At 46.6% G+C, this 18,806-nt stretch carries 21 protein-coding genes; 17 read left to right on the forward strand and 4 right to left on the reverse strand.

Annotated elements, in window-relative coordinates; translation table 11 throughout:
- Positions 1–59 precede the first annotated feature (59 nt).
- The 5 genes from NST83_RS11290 to NST83_RS11310 all read left to right on the forward strand — a co-directional run bounded on the left by NST83_RS11290 (position 60) and on the right by NST83_RS11310 (position 3,136).
- Positions 60–1,442, forward strand: a complete 1,383-nt coding sequence (locus NST83_RS11290; RefSeq protein ID WP_342417642.1) for an MFS transporter — start codon at positions 60–62, stop codon at positions 1,440–1,442.
- A gap of 80 nt (positions 1,443–1,522) precedes the next feature.
- The gene (locus NST83_RS11295) at positions 1,523–2,092 is read left to right on the forward strand and encodes a hypothetical protein (RefSeq protein WP_342417643.1); all 570 of its coding nucleotides are present in this window, start codon (positions 1,523–1,525) and stop codon (positions 2,090–2,092) included.
- A 68-nt stretch (positions 2,093–2,160) separates the two neighbouring features.
- Positions 2,161–2,310 carry a 50S ribosomal protein L33 gene (gene rpmG / locus NST83_RS11300; RefSeq protein ID WP_007430271.1) on the forward strand — a complete coding sequence of 50 codons (150 nt, stop codon included), beginning with the start codon at positions 2,161–2,163 and terminating at the stop codon, positions 2,308–2,310.
- A 93-nt stretch (positions 2,311–2,403) separates the two neighbouring features.
- Entirely contained in the window at positions 2,404–2,871 is a 468-nt protein-coding gene (locus NST83_RS11305; protein ID WP_342417644.1) for a hypothetical protein, read from the forward strand.
- A gap of 22 nt (positions 2,872–2,893) precedes the next feature.
- Positions 2,894–3,136, forward strand: coding sequence for a type B 50S ribosomal protein L31 (locus tag NST83_RS11310; RefSeq protein ID WP_014281334.1), 243 nt, complete (start codon positions 2,894–2,896; stop codon positions 3,134–3,136).
- 111 nt (positions 3,137–3,247) lie between these two features.
- Here the strand turns inward: NST83_RS11310 and NST83_RS11315 are convergent, their stop codons facing one another.
- The 3 genes from NST83_RS11315 to NST83_RS11325 are packed head-to-tail and all read right to left on the reverse strand — an operon-like array spanning position 3,248 to position 6,366.
- Positions 3,248–4,360, reverse strand: a complete 1,113-nt coding sequence (locus NST83_RS11315) for a CobW family GTP-binding protein (RefSeq protein WP_342417645.1) — start codon at positions 4,358–4,360, stop codon at positions 3,248–3,250.
- Positions 4,361–4,378: 18 nt separating this feature from the next.
- Positions 4,379–5,356, reverse strand: a complete 978-nt coding sequence (locus NST83_RS11320) for a TIGR03943 family protein (RefSeq protein WP_342417646.1) — start codon at positions 5,354–5,356, stop codon at positions 4,379–4,381.
- 8 nt (positions 5,357–5,364) lie between these two features.
- Positions 5,365–6,366, reverse strand: coding sequence for a permease (locus NST83_RS11325; protein WP_342417647.1), 1,002 nt, complete (start codon positions 6,364–6,366; stop codon positions 5,365–5,367).
- 256 nt (positions 6,367–6,622) lie between these two features.
- Here NST83_RS11325 and NST83_RS11330 point away from each other — a divergent pair, with 256 nt between their 5' ends.
- The 7 genes from NST83_RS11330 (at position 6,623) to NST83_RS11360 (ending at position 13,272) form a co-directional block, all read left to right on the forward strand.
- A complete protein-coding gene (locus NST83_RS11330; RefSeq protein WP_342417648.1) occupies positions 6,623–7,678 on the forward strand; it encodes a CobW family GTP-binding protein in 1,056 nt (351 codons plus the stop codon).
- Positions 7,679–7,923: 245 nt separating this feature from the next.
- On the forward strand, positions 7,924–8,631 hold the full coding sequence (locus tag NST83_RS11335) for a metal ABC transporter ATP-binding protein (protein ID WP_025685519.1): 708 nt from the start codon (positions 7,924–7,926) through the stop codon (positions 8,629–8,631).
- Positions 8,577–9,425 carry a metal ABC transporter permease gene (locus NST83_RS11340; RefSeq protein ID WP_342417649.1) on the forward strand — a complete coding sequence of 283 codons (849 nt, stop codon included), beginning with the start codon at positions 8,577–8,579 and terminating at the stop codon, positions 9,423–9,425. Before NST83_RS11335 ends, NST83_RS11340 begins: the two co-directional genes overlap by 55 nt.
- Positions 9,426–9,475: 50 nt before the next feature.
- A complete protein-coding gene (locus NST83_RS11345) occupies positions 9,476–10,468 on the forward strand; it encodes a metal ABC transporter substrate-binding protein (protein ID WP_342417650.1) in 993 nt (330 codons plus the stop codon).
- A gap of 383 nt (positions 10,469–10,851) precedes the next feature.
- The gene (locus tag NST83_RS11350) at positions 10,852–11,214 is read left to right on the forward strand and encodes a response regulator (RefSeq protein ID WP_342417651.1); all 363 of its coding nucleotides are present in this window, start codon (positions 10,852–10,854) and stop codon (positions 11,212–11,214) included.
- A gap of 158 nt (positions 11,215–11,372) precedes the next feature.
- Positions 11,373–11,861: a hypothetical protein gene (locus tag NST83_RS11355; protein ID WP_342417652.1), complete on the forward strand. Its 489-nt coding sequence runs from the start codon at positions 11,373–11,375 to the stop codon at positions 11,859–11,861.
- 325 nt (positions 11,862–12,186) lie between these two features.
- Complete coding sequence (locus tag NST83_RS11360; protein WP_342417653.1) at positions 12,187–13,272, forward strand: RNA-guided endonuclease TnpB family protein; 1,086 nt, start codon at positions 12,187–12,189, stop codon at positions 13,270–13,272.
- Between the two features lie 45 nt (positions 13,273–13,317).
- Here the strand turns inward: NST83_RS11360 and NST83_RS11365 are convergent, their stop codons facing one another.
- A complete protein-coding gene (locus tag NST83_RS11365) occupies positions 13,318–14,202 on the reverse strand; it encodes a hypothetical protein (RefSeq protein WP_342417654.1) in 885 nt (294 codons plus the stop codon).
- Between the two features lie 341 nt (positions 14,203–14,543).
- On the opposite strand from NST83_RS11365, the gene NST83_RS11370 reads away from it, so the two are divergent.
- The 5 genes from NST83_RS11370 to NST83_RS11390 all read left to right on the forward strand — a co-directional run bounded on the left by NST83_RS11370 (position 14,544) and on the right by NST83_RS11390 (position 18,801).
- Positions 14,544–14,738 carry a hypothetical protein gene (locus NST83_RS11370; RefSeq protein ID WP_014281351.1) on the forward strand — a complete coding sequence of 65 codons (195 nt, stop codon included), beginning with the start codon at positions 14,544–14,546 and terminating at the stop codon, positions 14,736–14,738.
- A gap of 12 nt (positions 14,739–14,750) precedes the next feature.
- Positions 14,751–15,086 (forward strand): YolD-like family protein, encoded by a 336-nt coding sequence (locus tag NST83_RS11375; protein ID WP_025683611.1) that lies wholly within the window; start codon positions 14,751–14,753, stop codon positions 15,084–15,086.
- 116 nt (positions 15,087–15,202) lie between these two features.
- A complete protein-coding gene (locus NST83_RS11380; protein WP_342417655.1) occupies positions 15,203–15,547 on the forward strand; it encodes a cupin domain-containing protein in 345 nt (114 codons plus the stop codon).
- Between the two features lie 368 nt (positions 15,548–15,915).
- Positions 15,916–17,319, forward strand: coding sequence for a diaminobutyrate--2-oxoglutarate transaminase (locus NST83_RS11385; RefSeq protein ID WP_342417926.1), 1,404 nt, complete (start codon positions 15,916–15,918; stop codon positions 17,317–17,319).
- Positions 17,320–17,331: 12 nt separating this feature from the next.
- Positions 17,332–18,801, forward strand: a complete 1,470-nt coding sequence (locus tag NST83_RS11390) for an MDR family MFS transporter (protein WP_342417656.1) — start codon at positions 17,332–17,334, stop codon at positions 18,799–18,801.
- Positions 18,802–18,806 lie beyond the last annotated feature (5 nt).

Raw genomic sequence — 18,806 nt, forward strand, 5'->3', positions numbered from 1 at the left:
TACTCAAAAGCTGAGTTATTACAGCATAGATAGATTTTACAGGAGAGGGAAGAGACCCGATGATAAAAGAACAAACTTATCCCAATGCGGATAAGCTTATGCGTGTGTTGGCCTTCACACTCGTTTTTTCAGTAATGAACGCCTTTATGTTTAATGTAGTTATGCCTGTGATTCGTGAGGAGTTCCATATTAGTGCTTCCGATGTGAGCTGGCTGTTGACCGGTTATATGATTGTGTATGCGGTTGGCTCGGTGACCTATGGAAAGCTGGCGGACAAATACCGTCTCAAGGATTTACTGACGTTTGGGATTATCTTTTTTGCGTTAGGCTCGCTTATTGGTCTGTTGGCCAATCAATTTTGGCTGCTGATTGTAGCCCGTTTGCTTCAGGCCGCAGGGGCTGCTGTTATTCCGGCGACAGCTATGATCATTCCTGTCCGGTATTTCTCTGCTGAAAAAAGAGGACGTGCCTTGGGCATTACTGCAATCGGATTGGCACTGGGTACGGCGCTGGCTCCGATTATTTCCGGCTTGATTACAGGCTTTGCAAGCTGGCGTTTTCTGTTCGTTATTTCCATGCTGCCGGTTATCGCCTTGCCGTTCTTTCGCAAATATTTGGACGACCAGCGTGGAGAGAATCAGAAATTTGATTTTCTCGGTGGATTGCTGCTGGGTGGCACGGTGGCCTTCCTGCTGCTTTCCATTTCGCAAAGCAATAGTATATTTTTTCTGGTCGGGATTGTGCTGTTTGCTCTGTTTATATGGCGGATTACTACCGCTAAAGATCCATTCATTCAGCCAAAGCTGTTCAAAAATAAGCAATATTCCTACGGATTGTTTATAGCCTTTTTGGGAGCAGGGGTCAGCTTTGGGCTGCCATACCTGGCGCCGCAGTTTCTGAACAGTCTCAATCAGCTTACGCCTGCAACAATTGGATTGATTATGTTTCCGGCCGCCATTGCATCGGCGTTGCTTGGTAAAAGCGGTGGGCGTTTGGCCGATAGCAAAGGAAATTCATTTCTCGTCTACACGGCAGTTACGCTTATGTTTATCTGCTTTATCAGCTTGTCTACCTTTGTGGGCGCGTCTCCGTATCTCATTTTATTTTTGCTCATTTTCGGCAACGTAGGTCAAACCTTTATGCAGATTGCTATGTCTAACACGATTTCCCGTACCTTGTCGAGGGATCAGATTGGTGTTGGAATGGGGCTGCTGTCTCTGCTGAATTTTATTTCCGGTGCAGTGACGACAAGTATTTTGGGCAAAACGCTAGATACCTCGTTTACCTTTCACCTGAATCCTGTCGTAACCAACGTACAGGTGTTCAATTTTAGCAATATATTTACGGTGCTTGCGCTGATTGCGCTCGCAACCATGGTACTTTATGCCTTGCAGTTTCGCCGGGGCTCACGCCACAATACGACTGCTGCTCAGCAAGGATAAACATTTTATGCAAGCTCATACCAAAACAAGGGTATAATATAGAAGGAAAAGTTCATCTACGGAAGGATGGAGTGTCCGGCATGACAAGAAACCTTCAATATGTACCCTATGGCTACGAGCCTCCAGTCGATACGCATAAAGGGACTATGATCTACTATGATACGTTTGAACAGGTTACAGCTGGAGAGCTGGATATTTTTGCTGAAACGGGAGCTGCGCTATCCTTTAAAAAGCAGGTACTATACCCGTTGCATGAGGAAACAGTCAGAAGAATGTGGAAGCAGCCGGTCCGCTCGTATTACAAGCGGGTAGACGACCTTGGGGAGTGGCAGCGGGAGCAGGCTTTGGGTGCTATCGTAATCGAGAGCTGGGAAGGTAAACGCAAAAAGTATACGCCGATTGAAGCAGCAATCCGTTTTCTGGCGGAAAAATATACTCCCCCGCTTTTTCTGTATATGAGTCCTGAAACTGCAAATTTGTGTGCATCCTATGCATCGTTCGATGAATGGATCAGAAACGTCAGATTGTTGCTTTCCACCGAGCCGTTAGAACTTCATCCGAAGCTGGCACAGTACCGCAATCGCTGGAATACAGTAGAAGAAGCGATAAACCGTCAGTCAAAGGTTGACAAAGAGCACCATGAATTATAAAATAGAACTAATCGTAAAAATTACTATTGTAATTGTATACCATGTATTCCATTTAAGGAGGAAGAGAAATGCGCGTAATTGTTACCTTGGCATGCACCGAATCTGGTGACCGCAACTATACAACAACCAAGAACAAAAGAAATCACCCGGAGCGTCTTGAAATGAAAAAGTACTCTCCGCGTCTGAAAAAGTATACGATCCATCGTGAAACTAGATAATTTGGGCTTGCTACATAGCAACCTGAATTATTTTGCGTCCTGAACGAAGCCTGAAATCTAATAAATACAGGGCTTCATGAAAGGAGCCATGGCATGGTCTCTCCACTTCATGATGAAGAAATCGTGTTAAGTTTGCAAAAGCCTGCATTATGGAACCGGCGAAAACTTGAATTAGTCCAGTGGATAGAGCGTCCAAAGATAAAGCTTACGCCTAAGCGAACGGCTTTTTTTCATGGCTGTACGATAGATGCGGAGCTGCAAGGTACGCTTTGCCTTTTGAATCGAAAGCACGTGGCAACCGAGTTCTCCTGTGCTGGTGTCAGCATTTGGGACGAGCCGGAGGACCATTCACTATATGCTTATATAACGATGAAGGCTGACGAAAGATCCGGAGCGTTCATGCAATGGGCGATGCGATATATGCGGCATCGTTTGCTTGTCGTTTACGAACCTGAGCGCAACCGTTACGATCTGTCGTCTTTTTTTCTGGGACATAACCGTTCTTTTTGCCAACTGATGGAGTATTGCGCCAGTACGTTTGAGTTTGAACCAATAAAATGATATGAAAGCTTAGGTGAATAATATGAAAAAAGATCTTCATCCAACATTGAACAAAGTTATCTTTTTGGACCCTAGCTGTGGATTCTCTTTCCTGAGTGCTTCCACTAAGTATTCCCAAGAAACGATGGAATGGGAAGATGGCAACACATACCCGGTTATCCGTGTAGATACCAGCTCCGCTTCTCACCCGTTCTTCACTGGTAAACAAAGAAACGTGGATATCGGTGGACGTGTGGATCGCTTTAACAAAAAATATAACCTTTAGAACAAGACGAGCGTTATGTTCACGGATTATACAAATAATTCGTGGACGTCGCTTTTTAAAACACCTCCTGCAGATGCAGGAGGTGTTTTTGTCTTAATCCAGAACTGCCATTTAAAGTGAAATAAAGCACTGCTCCCATTGGTCGGTAATGGATGCTTTATCCAACTGCTCCCCAATGAGCGTGACATACCCCTGACTCACGGGGAGCGCGGTGGGCTGCCACTCCAAGTGACTGCCTGAATATTGCAAGAGCATCGTACCTTCGTGCGGAAGCACGCAATAGCCTTTTGCGCGAAGCAGGAAGGATCCGAGTCCAGTCAGGAAGCTTTCCAATCGTTCCTTTTCCAGCGACTGTAAAGTATATTGATGCAGCGTTAAGCTCTCCAGACGGGAAAACGAATGGGGCTGGTTGGGATCGTGGCTGAGGCTATGACTGTGCCCAGAAATGACCTTGAATGCTGTACTTCTGGAAATACTGTCGGGTTGCCCGATACCTTTGACAGAAATAGGGTCGTCCGATGCCGTTGCATCGGTTCGTTGCGCCTGTGCTGCTGGTGTGGGTTGAGATACCTGTACAGGTTTTACGGCAACGGATACGGAGGTCAGTGCAGGCTCCAGCAGGGGTCCAAGGTCAACCCGGCTATACTCAGCGGTTTGCAGCTTGGCCGTATCATTGAGCTTGCGAATGCTCTTGACAACCCTCTTCACTTCGCGGCTACTTGCCGCATCTGTCTTGTTCACTACAATGAAGTTTGCGGTGCGAAGCTGCCCGTGCAGGGTCTCGACCAGTTCCTTGTCAGCGGTGAAGCGGCTATTGTATTCATGAAAAAGCTCAGCGTCCACAACACTGATGCTGTGAACCAGATAAAGCCGATCCGCCAGCAACGGGGAGCGAAGCTCTTCCAGCACTTGCTCAGGGTTGGCTACTCCGGTGGTTTCCATGAAGATCAGATCCGGGTCCTGACTGAGCAGGGTGTGCAGAGCGCCTGCCAGCTCATTTCTTTTGCTGCAACAAATGCAGCCCTCCAGCAGTCCCTCCACCGATACGTCAGGCATTTCTTCAGTAATAATGGCACCGTCTACATCGTATTCACCCATTTCGTTCATTAATACTGCGGGACGGAGCGGAATTTGGCGGGCATGGGCCAGCAAGCGCAGAAGCAGCGTCGTTTTGCCGCTTCCAAGAAAACCGCTGATTAATATCACAGGAACCTTGTTCATCATTATTCCTCCTTGATAGGGTTAGTGTGCTGCATTCAAGCGATCAAAGGTGGCTACCGAATCTGCCTGGGTATAAACATAAGGGGATTCCGGCTGTGCCACTGCGGTTATTTTCTCGGATCGAATTTCGAGTACGGGTGCATTGCCTTTCTGTGTGGCATGTAATGTGCCTTCAATGGTCACCCACGTATCCTTGTCAAAGGACGGGGCCTTCTTGGATTGGACGATGATTCCGAATGGCATGGCATCGGCGGTACAGCACATAACAAGGAACCTTCCCACCGCAAATAGACCTTTGCCCGGCAGGCTGCCGTCTTTATAGACAAAGCCAGTCACCTGCACCTTTTTTCCATCAAAAGCGTGCTTATACAATTCGATGGCTCCGATAGTCTCGGAGAAAATTTCCGGTTTGATCAGTATGATCGGCTGCTGGTACAGACGCTTCGCCAGCTCGGCAAATTCTACATTGTACTTATCAGGCGGAACGAACAGCTTATCCAGCGTTTCCTGACTCCATTTTCCCCCTGCGGGGTGCGAGGCTGCGCTAGAAGATGCAGTAGATAAAATGGAGGATACAGGTGCTTTCGTGGTTTGTGTATCTGTTTTGCGTCGGATCTCCGGGTTGGGATACGTGAAGGACATGCCTTTTTTGGCCGCCATATCACTGCCAAGCGCTTGATTGGGCAGCAGCGAACCGAACAGTAGTGGAATGAGCAGCATTCCATATACGAGCATTTTTTTGAACCAGCCTTGCGGTAACGGATGCTCACAATCACATAAATCCTCACCTTCTCGGTCCCCGGCTATGCCGTGCCATGCCATGGCCAAAGCGATAAAGAGCAAGGGCACGGGGCAGAGCAGGAGCAGCTTTTGCATTTGCGGAGCCAGATAGTAATGAAGGGAATTCGAGCGGCTCAAGGTGATGATATACACAGCCAATCCAATCATGAGCAAGGAGCGCATGCCATACTGCCAGCGCATGCTAAAGGTTGAATTCACGTTCGTATTCACCTCCCCAATAACCATTCAGCAGCTATAGAGCCCGCCAGGACGAACGAAACAATGAGTAAGCACAAGACGGCGACAAATTTGGTGCGGAAGGTGCTTAGCAGCATGAGCGTGCCTTTGAAATCCAGCATCGGGCCTAATACGAGAAAGGATGCCAGCGGACCCAGTGTAAAGGTATGCGAAAAAGCAGTAGCGACGAAGGCATCGGAGGTGGAGCATAGCGACAAGACGTAGGCAAAGCCCATCATAAAGGCGTACGAGCCAGCCGTTCCACCGCTTAGCGAAAGCATTTCATCACGCGGGATGAAGGTCTGTATGCAGGCTGTCAGCAACGCGCCGATAATGAGATATTTGCTCATGTCCAAAAATTCGTCGCCAGCATGTACAAAAAAGCCCCGCCATGTGCGATTGTGCTGATGAGTCTGGTTGTTCTGCCTTTGCTGGCTAAAAGAGAGCAATGACCTTTTGAGCGGATGCACACGCACAAAGGCATACACGATCAGCCCAATGATCGCGGAAACGGCAAAGGCCAGCCCTATTCGAACGGCAGTGACCTCGGGATGGGAAGGGAAGGCCATCATCGTCGCAACCAGCACTACGGGATTGATAATCGGCCCGCTTAAAATAAAGGTGATGCCCATATAGGCAGGCATTCCCTTGAGCATCAATTGGCGAACGACAGGGATCATGCCGCATTCACAAATGGGAAACAGCAGACCCAGCAAGGAGGCCAGCAAGACACCCGACACAGGATGCGCAGGCGCTATTTTGCGAATCCATGTCTCTGGTACGAGCCATCGCAAAAGGGATGAGACGAGTACACCGATAAGGAGAAACGGGACAGCTTCCAGAAAGATGCCCATAAATACCGTTTTTAACGGTTGCAGTTGACTCATATCTAACAAACGAAGCCATCGGGGAGATAGCGTAACAAGCACAGGGATGAGAAAGGCAAACGGAATCATAAAAGGCAGCATTTTCAACAGCGTACTGGTTTTCATTCCACGGCTCCTTGGGAATAAGGGTTCTTGTCTACATTCTATGCCTGTAATGGGACAAACATGTCCGCTGGTAGCGTATGAAGTACTCCTTTATAGACGGTTCATGCGTGAACATCTATATAATTGTGTTCTTTAATTGGACAATGTGCCTATACCAATTTGTAAATATTACGATTAAAATCCGATAAACGATTGCAAGAAGGAATTTTTTACGGTACGATCCATATTAAAACGTTGGAAAGACAAGGAGGATTTTATGATACCGATTGTTGTTTTGTCCGGATTTCTGGGTAGTGGTAAAACAACGCTTCTTCAGCATGCGCTGGCTTACTATAAAGGGCAGGGGCTCAAGCCGGCTATTTTGATGAACGAGTTGGGCGATGTTAACTTGGACGGCAGTGTGGTGAACGATCAGGCTCCCATGAAGGAAATGCTTAGTGGCTGTATATGCTGTACCATTCGCGGAGATTTAGGCGTTGAGTTGATGAATCTTGCCGAGGAATATAAGCCGGACGTGATTATCGTAGAATGTACCGGAGTAGCTAATCCGATGGAAATTGTAGATGCAGTGACAGATGCCTCCATATATTCCACTATGATTTTACAATCCGTCATTACAGTGGTGGATGCCCGTCAGTTTCTGGATTTTGCGTCAGGTCACGAGAGAAACAAGTCGTATCGCCTGATGCAGGATCAGCTTCGATGCGCTTCTAGGCTGATTATTAACAAAACTGATTTATTGGCTACTGGGGAGTTGCCAAAGGTACAGGCACTCGTAAAAGAATTAAATCCGTATGCGCTGACGGTGAGCACGCAACGGAGCGACGTGGACGCGGATACTTTTTTCGCTATTCAAGGAGAGGATCGCATGGACGTTTCGGGGCAAAAGGAGTCAACTGCCGATAGCGAAAATAATCTTCATCGTTCGGAAAATCATCCACACGCTCATGATCATGCAGACCATCACCATCATGACCATGACCACGAACATGGGGAGCATTATCATTCCTACGACCATGTAGTTGTTCACACGCATTTCTTTGGACAACCTGTGCCACGCTCCGAGTTTGAACAGTTGTTTCGCAGTTTGCCAGCTGAAATTTACCGAGCCAAAGGAATTGTGCGTTTTCTGGAATCAGAGGGTCAGATGATGTTCCAGTTTGCCTACCGGGAGCTGGAAATCATTCCGATTCGCCCGCAAAAACAGGTGAACGATGTAGCCGTCGTCATGGGTGAAAATTTCTCTGCTTCCGAGATCGAGGAACGGTTGAGAAAGCTGGAAGCGGCTGAAAAGCCTTTGACTGGTTCATGACGTCAGGAATGAGTGGCATTGTAAAGTAAACGAGTATAAGACCTGCAAAACATTGACGAACCTTTTCTAAACTGTTAAACTTGCTAATGCGTAAAGGTTACGTTTATCAAACGCTTGTTTTTTTATTATCTAATCGTAATAATTACGGTAGATAGTTTAATGAGAATAAACGACCTGGAGAATCTGCGCGGAGGTATGCCGTTCAGATGGCTCCAGGCTTTTTAAAGGAAAGGGAGATTTGCGTCATGTTATTAGCCTCACTGGAACAAGTTACATTTGGCTACGGGGACGTTCCTAATCTAGTGGATGCCAATGTTGAAATTTTTTCTGGCGAATTTGTGGCCATTACCGGGCCGAATGGGGCTTCCAAATCGACAATGCTCAAGTTGTTGCTCGGTTTGCTTCAACCTTGGAAGGGCAAGGTGTTTATGTCCGACCGTACAGGTGAGGGTAAGAAGCTTGTTGTCGGATTCGTATCGCAGCAAATTGCTGCTTTTAATGGCGGATTTCCAAGTACTATCCTGGAATTTGTCCGTTCCGGAAGATACACTCATGGCTCCTGGTTGCGCCGTATGCGGCCCGAGGATCATGATCTGACAGAGCAGGCGCTTCGTCAGGTAGGTATGTGGGATTTACGTCATCGTAAAATCGGCGAGCTGTCCGGTGGACAGAAGCAGCGCATTTGTGTGGCACGAGCGCTTGCTCAGGAATCGGATTTGCTCATTTTGGATGAGCCCACGACCGGGATGGATCAGGAAAGCCGCCATCACTTCTACGATCTGATGAATCAGCAGGTTAAGGAATATGGAAGAACCGTCGTCATGGTTACCCATGGACTATCGGAAGTGCAACATTATCTGGATCGTATTATTGAGCTTGAGAGGAAGGAAGATGGCGGATGGAAATGCTGCACTACGACTTCATGCAGCGGGCATTTTGTGCCGGTGGGGTAATTGCACTGCTGGCCTCGGTGCTTGGAGTGTACCTGATGCTGCGGCGTCAGGCTCTGATGGCGGACATGCTATCGCATGTATCGCTGGCAGGGGTGGCAGCGGGTGCCTATCTGGGCATTAATCCGACGATAACCGGTTTTATCGTAGCTGTAATCGGAGCGATTATCGTTGAATACGTCCGCAGGTCTTATAAAACGTACAGCGAGATTTCTGTGGCCATTATTATGGTAGGTGGCCTGTCGACGGCTGTTATTTTAATGAACCTGAATCAGAGTATTAATAAAGGATTTTCCGCTTATTTGTTCGGTTCAGTGGTGGCAGTTAATCAGACAGAGCTGATGTTGATGATCGCAGTGGCTGTGATCGGGGGTATTTTCTTTTTCGTATTCCGACGTCCTTTGTATCAGATTACCTTTGATGAAGAAACGGCGAGGACAAACGGCCTTCCTGTCAAATCCATTTCGTTTGCGTTTAGCATTTTGACAGGGATGATTGTAGCCGCTGCAATGCCGATTGTTGGTGTGTTGCTTGTCTCCTCACTGATTGTGTTACCGGCTGCATTGGCGATTCGAATTGCACCGAGCTTTGCCGCAGCCATCTGGATATCCATGGTGACCGCATTGATCGGGGTATTTTCGGGTTTAACGGCATCGTATGAACTGAGTACACCCCCGGGGGGGACGATTGCCATGGTGCTGTTATTATTCCTGATCGTGGGAATCGGTATTCAAAAGCTGGTCCGCAAGCTGGGTAAGCAGCAGGCTTCCCGGCAGAAGAATGCAGCACGCCAGTGAACGAAACAGTTCGTATTCTGAAAAACCAAACAAATAAAGGAGCTATGAACATGAATACATGGTTCAAAAAATCATTCGTATTGTCTGCGGGGCTGGTACTTATTTTGTCCGGCTGCGGAACCAAATCTGATCATACAGCTACCAACACTCTCCAAACCGAGCCGAATCAGGCACAAACGACGGACAGCGGCAAAAAGCTGAAAGTGGTTACCACTTTTTATCCGATGTATGAGTTTACAAAGCAGGTCGCTGGAGATCATGCTGATGTAACCGTGCTGATCCCTGCTGGTGCGGAGCCGCATGACTGGGAGCCAAGCGCCAAAGATATGGCACAGGTGAAGGATGCCGACGTTTTTGTATATAACGGTATCGTGGAAGGCTGGGCAGAGCAGGCTTTGAGCAGCGCGTCTAACGACAAGCGTGTTGTGGTTGAAGCAAGCAAAGGGCTGAACCTGATGGAAGGTACTGCTGAGGAAGAAGGAGAAGCGCACGCAGAGGAAGGCCATGCTCACGATCATGTGCTGGACCCTCATGTATGGCTTGATCCAGTCTTGGCCCAAAAGGAAGTAGAGTCCATTAAAGCGGGTTTTATCTCTGCAGATTCTGCGAACAAAGCAGATTATGAAAAAAATGCCAATGCATACATCGCTAAATTGAAAAAGCTGGATACCGAGTTTAAAACAGCTCTAAAAGATGTAAAGCGCAAAGACTTTATTACCCAGCATGCTGCTTTTGGTTACCTGGCTAAGCAATACGGCCTGACCCAAGTGCCGATTGCTGGACTTTCTCCGGAGCAAGAGCCTACACCGGACAAGCTGGCGGGAATTATCAAATTTGCCAAAGGGAATAATGTCAAAACGATTTTCTTTGAAACCCTTGTTGATCCAAAGGTCGCTGAAACTGTAGCTACTGAAATCGGTGCAAAAACCGATGTACTGAACCCACTCGAAGGACTGACGGACGAAGACAAACAGAAAAACCTCGACTACCTTGGCGTTATGAAAAACAACCTGGAGGCTTTGAAAAAAGCCCTGAATGAATAGAATATATTTGCAGACAGACGCTGGGACTATATGGGCGTCTGTTTTTTTATGCATGAAAACGGAGCAGATGGAACGGCACAATAGGTCACTTTTAAGTCCAGCTTATATAGTGCTAAGGTTCCAGTGTATACCTAGTACTTTGTGATCTTTACCCTACAGGAATAATTTACGTCATTATGAAAACCTGTTTTGAAAACTAATTCAATAGTATCTGGTTTAAAATTCCGTTTGTAATCCATTGGTAACGTTTTTATTTTTAACAGATTTTTTCTATTAACTTCAGTTATTATTTCACCGATATTGAACCTTGGATATGCATTTTGTTCAGCAGTCAGCATCTGAATGAAGAAGTATGATATATACAACGACAGGAGAGATTAACCTTGGCAACCATTATAGTCGTCGACGATTCTTTATTTATGCGATCTGTGCTTAAGGATATTTTTTTGGATTTGGGTCACTCTGTTATTGCGGAGGCGGAAAATGGGTATGACGCTGTTTTGAAGTACTCGAACCTTCGTCCAGATTTAATCACCATGGATATCAATATGCCCAAGATGGATGGACTTGAGGCTGTTGAAAAGATTATAAGGCTTGATCCCGAGGCTAAAATTTTAATGTGCTCTGCTTTGGGTCAGCAAGAAGCGATTATCAAAGCATTTCAGGCAGGTGCAAAGGATTTTATTGTTAAACCATTTCAAATGGAGAGAGTTGTGAACGCAATCACAAAAATATTTGGTAGTTGATTAATCGGGTTAACCGTACCCATTCATGATGATGGCTGCAATCCATAAATTGAACAAGAGAGCATTTCTATGACATAAGATTTTAATTTACATAAATATGAAGCATCTTGAAAATGAGTAAGAGGGTTGTGATTTAAATGAATGTGGAGATGAATAGGATGAGCAATCGGGTTTTATCTCAAAAAGTATTTATCGATGAACTGATCACTACGATTAAGAAAGGAGGGCTTGTCCCTGTAAGCTATGAACAGCTCATTAGCGAGCAACGGGAAAGAATAGATGCTCTTAACAGTGAACTTATCGCGCGTATAGAGGGGATGGAAAAGGATTTAATTCCTAATGCGACACACTCCATTCCCTTTTCTAATGGTGAAATTATTTTTCTTGCTCGTTATATTGTACTCATCGGGGACAACACCGAGGGTTACTTTGTTTTTTACAGAGCTGAAGAATGTGAAAGTCCGGAAGAGTATCATTTTATAACAAGCTCATACCAGCTTCCGCATTTGTTACCTGAATTATCTCTTATGTTACAAGAGCATAGTGCTAACGAGCCTGTTGATATTCTGACTTATTGGAATGGCCCAGCCTATCCGCTGAAAGATTTGAATAAAGAGGATATTAAGCTGTCCACCTACGAATTTTAATCCCGCACCAGCGGTTTAATTCTGGAGAAGTAAGGAGCCGTTGCCGCTTTGCGACAATCAGTCTGCCCTCTTTTCCATTTTCAGTAAGCCTCATTTGGAGGGAAGACATTCTAGTCAATCTACTCGATTGTGGGTCAATGCACCTGCCAATCGGAACGTTAAATGGCAAGCCCCTCATCACTTGGAGGCTTGCCACTCTTTTAATGTTAAGAACTGTATGGGGGGGACACCTCTGGAACAGCAGCTTTTTCATTGAAACCATTGGTTCTATCTCCGAACAAGCCATAAAGAAATACATCGAAAATCAAAAGAAAGGAGACGGCTAATGCAGAGAACCTATAAATTTCGTCTATATCCAACCAAAGAGGAGCAAGGGTACATTCATTTCGCGCTGGAACGTTGCCGTCTCCTCTATAATCGTTTGCTCGCCGAACGAATCGCTGCTTACGAGCAAACGGGGCAGAGTCTTACCTATTACGAGCAAAAAGCAACGTTGCCAGAGAGAAAACGGTACATACCTGAACTCAAAAACGTCCATTCCCAAGTCCTTCAAAATGTCGTTGAGCGGTTGGATAAGGCGTACCAAGCCTTTTTTCGCCGCGTCAAAAATGGCGAGAAAGCGGGCTTTCCGAGATTCAGGCCTGAAAGCCAGTACAACTCCTTTACCTACCCGCAGAGTGGGTTTTCCATAGAAGGAAAGCAACTTGTGCTTTCCAAGATCGGTGATGTACGCATCCGACTTCATCGGCAGCCGCAAGGAACGATCAAGACGTGTACCATCATGGTTAAGAATGGCAAATATTACGCCTGTTTTTCTTGTGAAGTCGAAAGCAAACACCTTCCAGCATCAGAAAAGCAGATTGGCATTGACCTTGGCGTGTCCCAACTTGCGGTAACATCAGATGGCGAGAGAATAGAGTCACCGAAGTTTCTTCGTAAAAGCGAAGAAAAGCTGAAACGAAAGCAACGTGCGGTCTCGAAGAAAAAGCGTGGTTCAAACCGCCGGCGTAAAGCTGTACGCAACCTAGCCAGACTCCATGAGAAAGTAGCAAATCAACGTAAGGATTACGCTCATAAAGAATCGCGAAAGTTGATCAATAAATATGGACTGATTGCCTTCGAGGACTTGAATATACAAGGGATGGTCAAGAACCATCATCTTGCCAAAAGCATTGCAGATAGCGGATGGAATCAACTTATTCAATTCGTGACGTACAAGGCTGAAAGCGCCGGTCGTCAGGTTGTGCAAGTGAATCCATCGGGCACATCGCAGCGATGCTCCAACTGCGGAGAAATCGTCAAAAAATCACTTGCTGTTCGTGTCCATCAATGTCCTTGCGGATACGTTGCAGATCGGGATGAAAATGCAGCTATTAATATATTGAAACTAGCCTTGCAGAACGTATCTTAATCTAACGCAATCAGGCTAGGAACTAGCCTTCAAGGAGGGACGAGGTTACGAGTCCTGATGATTTGAGAAGCTCTCCAATTCTTTGGAGAGAGGTTCACATGAATATTCGTTTACTTCGAATGTCAAAATTTTATTGAATATTACATAGTCTTTGCGGCTGTTGAAAGGGCCCTTGTTATTGGTATGTCTATCAATGGCGAAGAAAGAAGCACCCCGTCCGGCATCTTTAGCGTCATACCACTGAATGAAAGAGGCAAGTTCCTTCTTGCTTATATCAAATTCTTTTTCAAGTCCGTTATCCATAGTCACAACCAAAATTGCACGGTCACCACTCGGCTGTGAGGGTTCGGATGGTTCAGAGGGCTTTGACGGTTCAGAAGGTTCGGAAGGTTTAGTTGGTTCTGACGGTTCAGGAGTTGGCGCTACCTCGACAGGTTTAAAAGGAAGTAACGACCCATCCGTATCAATTGCATATATAAATAAATAGTTGGGTGTATTATTTACAAATTCAACAGAGTGCTCTCCTTGAGGCAAGTTTAATTTTTCGTACATGATTTTACGAGCTGCTACGTCACTTCCAGTCAAAGAAAAGTTATCAACCTTAACGCCATCTATAACGACATCAATGCTGCTGGAACCAGACCACCAAGTGGTGGAAATTAATCTTAATTTAGTACCTTTAAAATTAAACTTTAAACTGGTTCCAGATTTTTGCCAGGGAGAAGTCCAGGTGATTGGGCCAGTATTATCACGAAACCAATTACCACCTAGATAGGTAATCTCGGCCGTATTCGCTTCATAACGAGACCATCCTTCTTCCGGTTTATTAAGGACATCCCCCGTAGCTGCGGCATATGTGCTGTGGCTAGTACTAAAAAAGAGGACCATCATCCAAACTACCGTGAATAAAGTTAGCTTTACAAATTTCATAATCATTACACTCCTTTAAATTTTATTTTCTTACCAAGACTACAAAAAATGAAAAGTATTGTCTAAACATTAATGCCTATATTTATAAATAAATGTTTATAAAACCCATATATATTGGAGTTTGGAATATTCTACGTTCCAGGATATAGGCATTAATACTATGATGATCTATTACATGTGGGCTAGAATTACGATTGGGAAGAGGTCCATTTTATGATGTCAAAGTGTGTTAAATAATCCCCTGAGAGCATCACATTCTCTCAGGGGATTATTTAACATTGATAATCAAACGCATGTTCGCATATAATACAAACAAACGTTCTGATAAGGAGTGAAGGAGCATGCTGGAAAAATACGTGGGACAGATCGTGGAAATCGTGTATATGGACCGGAAGGGCAAGCTGTCTCAGCGGCGCATTGAGGTGCATCGTGTGCGGAATGGTTTGATACGGGCCACTTGTTTACAGACAGGCCAGCCACGCGTTTTTCGATTAGATCAGGTACTGGCATGGCATCCGGTAACCAGAACAGCATAGGAGGCGTTTACAATGGGGAAAAAGCTTGAAGGGAACGGCATATGGGAAAGCTCGCGCATGATCTTGCCTGAGCATCGGGATGCATATTTGCGACTGATGAAGGAGCAGGGGAGACGCGGCAAGCCGACACTGGACGATCAGGAAATGCAGCAGATTGAGCAGGCGATCATCGTTTCCTATAACGAGCGGAAGCCCATTACGCTGCGGGTATTCAATCCATTTGATGATGAGGAGCTGTGCGGGTTTGTGACGGTGATTAACACGAGTCGGCGGGAAGTGAAGCTGTCCCGTGGGGAAGAGGATTTTAGCTGGATTAAGCTGGAGGAAATTATAGAGGCAGATATATAAAAAATAGTCCGGTAAGTCGGGCTTTTTTACGTTCGTTCTGTTGGATGAAAATAAGATTGTAGCCGTAGGAATATAGGCATAAAATGAATCAGTAATGGTAAAAGGAGGGGTTCAGCTTGAAAATAAGTAAAAACAATGCCGAACATTACATATGGGGAGACCAATGTGATGGTTGGCGTTTGGTGAAAAATAAGGATTTGAGTATTATTCATGAGCGTATGCCCGGGAACACACACGAGGTCAGACATTATCACCATCATGCACGCCAATTCTTCTTCATTTTATCAGGTACAGCCATACTTGAAGTGGATGGTGAACGAATCCAATTAGGATCTCAGGAAGGCTGTGAGGTTCCTCCTTTGGTTCCTCATCAAATGTTTAACGAAATGAATGAGGATGTTGAATTTTTGGTGATCTCTCAGCCTGCGAGCAGAGGTGATCGGGTCCTGACTGAAAAATAATATTTCGGCAGCCCATCATTTTCCGATCTCGCAACCGGAGCGAACAGCGAACTGGCTAAAGCAGCACATATAAATCATGTCTGACTGGTCTTTTCATTAAAAATATCCTTTGAATCTACTGGAAGAGCTTGTACATGATGAAGATAGTTCGTAACAGTAGCAAAAATCTCATATGAAAAGCCGCACTCCTGATTCTGTCAGGAAGAAATGCCAAAGAACCACAGTGAAAATGGTCGAAATGACGATTTTTGTTGTGGTTTTTTATTCTATTTTAGGAATTAAAAGCAGGTTTTGTCCAAATTCCAGTCTGAAATGTCCATGGAATGAGGATATTTATTCCATATAATAAGGAGGTGAATTAATTGAAAATGATTATCAATATCAAAGGAGTGGTCGAGTTGCCAAAAGCTACTACTGCTATCTCGCAAAATACTCGTTATCTGGAGAGTCAGGCTGCACGGGAATCCAATGCCAGATCCTACCCCCGCCGTATTCCCATTGCCATCGCCGAAGCAGAGGGCATTCATGTCAAGGATATGGATGGAAAAATGTATTACGATTGCTTGGCCGGGGCCGGAACTTTAGCACTCGGTCATAATCATCCGGTGGTCATTGAGGCGATCAGGGAGCTGCTGCATCACAAGCGTCCTCTGCATACGCTGGATTTGACTACTCCGGTGAAGGAGCAATTTGTAGAAGAGCTGTTCGCCAGTCTGCCTCCTGAATTTGCCCGTCAGGCAAAAATTCAATTTTGTGGCCCGACCGGGGGAGATGCGGTGGAAGCCGCGATCAAGCTGGTCAAAACGGCTACGGGCCGCCGAAGCATTTTTTCCTTTCAGGGAGGTTATCATGGCTCGACCCACGCTACGATGAGTCTCAGTGGTACTTTGGGGCAAAAAGAGCGGGTACAGGGCTTGATACCGGATGTTCATTTTATGCCCTATCCCTATGCGTATCGTTGCCCGTTTGGAGCAGGTGGAGACCAGACGCAGGCGCTTAGCAGTCGTTATATTGAAAATCTGCTGGATGATCCCGAGAGCGGGATTGCTACGCCTTGCGCTTTTATTCTGGAGGTGGTTCAGGGGGAAGGAGGCTCTATCCCTGCGCCTGTGGAGTGGCTTCGGGAAATTCGCCGTATCACCAGGGAACGGAATATCCCGCTAATCATTGATGAAGTGCAAACCGGGCTTGGACGAACGGGGAAGCTGTTTGCTTTTGAACATGCTGACATTATTCCCGATGTGCTGGTCTTGTCCAAAGCGATCGGCGGCAGTCTGCCGCTGTCGGTTGTGATTTATAACGAAGCGCTGGATGTATGGAATCCGGGTGCACATATTGGTACTTTTCGTGGCAATCAGATGGCCATGGCTGCCGGGCTGGCCACGCTGAAATATATCAAGGAGCACGGTATACCCGATCATGCCGCGGCCAGAGGCCAACAATTAATGGGGCATCTGAATTCCTTGAAGCAGCAAACAGGCTGCATCGGAGATGTACGCGGCCGGGGGCTTATGATCGGGGTGGAAATTGTGGATGACCGACAGCCTGTAGATCAGCTAGGACATCATCCGGCTCATAAGCAGCTAGCCTCTCGAATACAGCAGGAATGCCTGAAACGTGGACTCATTTTGGAGGTGGGGGGAAGGCATTCGGCCGTGATGCGCTTTTTACCGCCGCTGATTGTGACAGAGCGCCAAATTGACGACATTTTCCTCATCTTTAGTGAAGCGGTGCATGTGGCCTATGTCGGGTTGCAGCACGGTCATGGTTAAGCAGGCCGAGTGATGAACATACGTGCTGTGCCTGAGCGGTGGAAGGTCGTCATCACGGTGATGCTCGGCACCTTTACGGTTTTGCTGAATAACAGTTCGCTCAACCCGGCGATTCCATCCTTCATTAAAGTATTTCATACGAACGCTGCTACGGCGAGCTGGCTCATCACTATTTTTCTAATCACGATGGGGATGACGATGCCTTTAACGGGATATCTGGCAGATCGCTTTGGCAAAAAGAAAGTATACCTGAGCGGACTTGCGCTCTTTGTTACAGGTTCCTTGCTCGGCTCGTTATCGTGGGGGCTTACCGCCGTCATCCTCTGTCGGGGACTGCAAGGGATGGCAGGCGGGCTGATGATTCCGTTATCGCTGGCGCTGATTTTTGAAGCCTTTCCCAAGGAAGAACGCGGCAAGGTGACGGGAATCTGGGGGATTGCGATTATGGCAGCTCCAATGCTCGGGCCTACGGTGGGAGGAATCGTGCTATCTCTAAGTAGCTGGCAGGTGCTTTTCCTCATAAATGTGCCGACCGGACTGCTGGGCTTGCTGCTGGGGATACGTTATTTAACAGCCGCACCTAGCAATCCGTCGCGTACCTTTGACAGCAGCGGATTTATAACGGTTACGTTGGGTGTGGGGTTCATTCTGTTTGCGCTGGGCAGGACAACGACAGCTGCGGATCTGATTGCCCCGCTGCCTATTCTGCTGTTCCTTGCAGGAGCGGTTTTGCTGGTTCTGTTTGTGCGAATGGAGCTGGTGAAGAAACAGCCGCTGCTGAATGTACACATTTTCAAAATACCGACCTACAGCTTGAGCGTCATCGTGGCGAGTGTACAGGCGATTGCGATGTTCGGCAGCATTTTTCTGGTTCCGATGCTGGTTCAACATGTGTATGGCTATGACGCCATGATGACAGGACTTGTATTTTTGCCTTCCGCTATATGTACAGGGTGGTTCGTCACGATAGCGGGCAAGCAATTAGATCGCAAGGGGCCAAAAGGAATGATCAGCACGGGGCTTATCATCACCTGTGCCGCTACGGCGATGCTCGGCATGCTCCAGATGAATTCGCCGCTGTGGATGATTTTCGTTCTCATGATGCTGAGGGGGATTGGGCTGGGTCTGTCGAATATGCCTGCCACAACGGCCGGGCTGAATGCGATTCCCGACGAGCTGGTAGCCCAAGGCTCAGCAATGAATAATGTGATGCGAAGACTGACCTCTTCGCTTGGAATGGTTGTGATTTCGGTTTATTTTGAAGTTCGCAAGGCTCAGCTACTGGTGGGGGGCTATTCGCTGGAAACGGGAACGCTGCAAGCGATCAGGGAGGGCTTTATCGGGTTGAGTATATTGATTTTACTCACGATTCCCGCTGCTTTTTTCCTGAAGACCCCTGATTTCCTTCGCAACAAAGGAGCGCGGCGTACATCCAGAGATACCCAGGAAGCGAAAGCATCTGCGGCTGCACCTAAGGTTTGAACAGG

This window comes from Paenibacillus sp. FSL R10-2782, assembly GCF_038592985.1.
GTDB classification, from domain to species: Bacteria; Bacillota; Bacilli; order Paenibacillales; family Paenibacillaceae; genus Paenibacillus; species Paenibacillus terrae_C.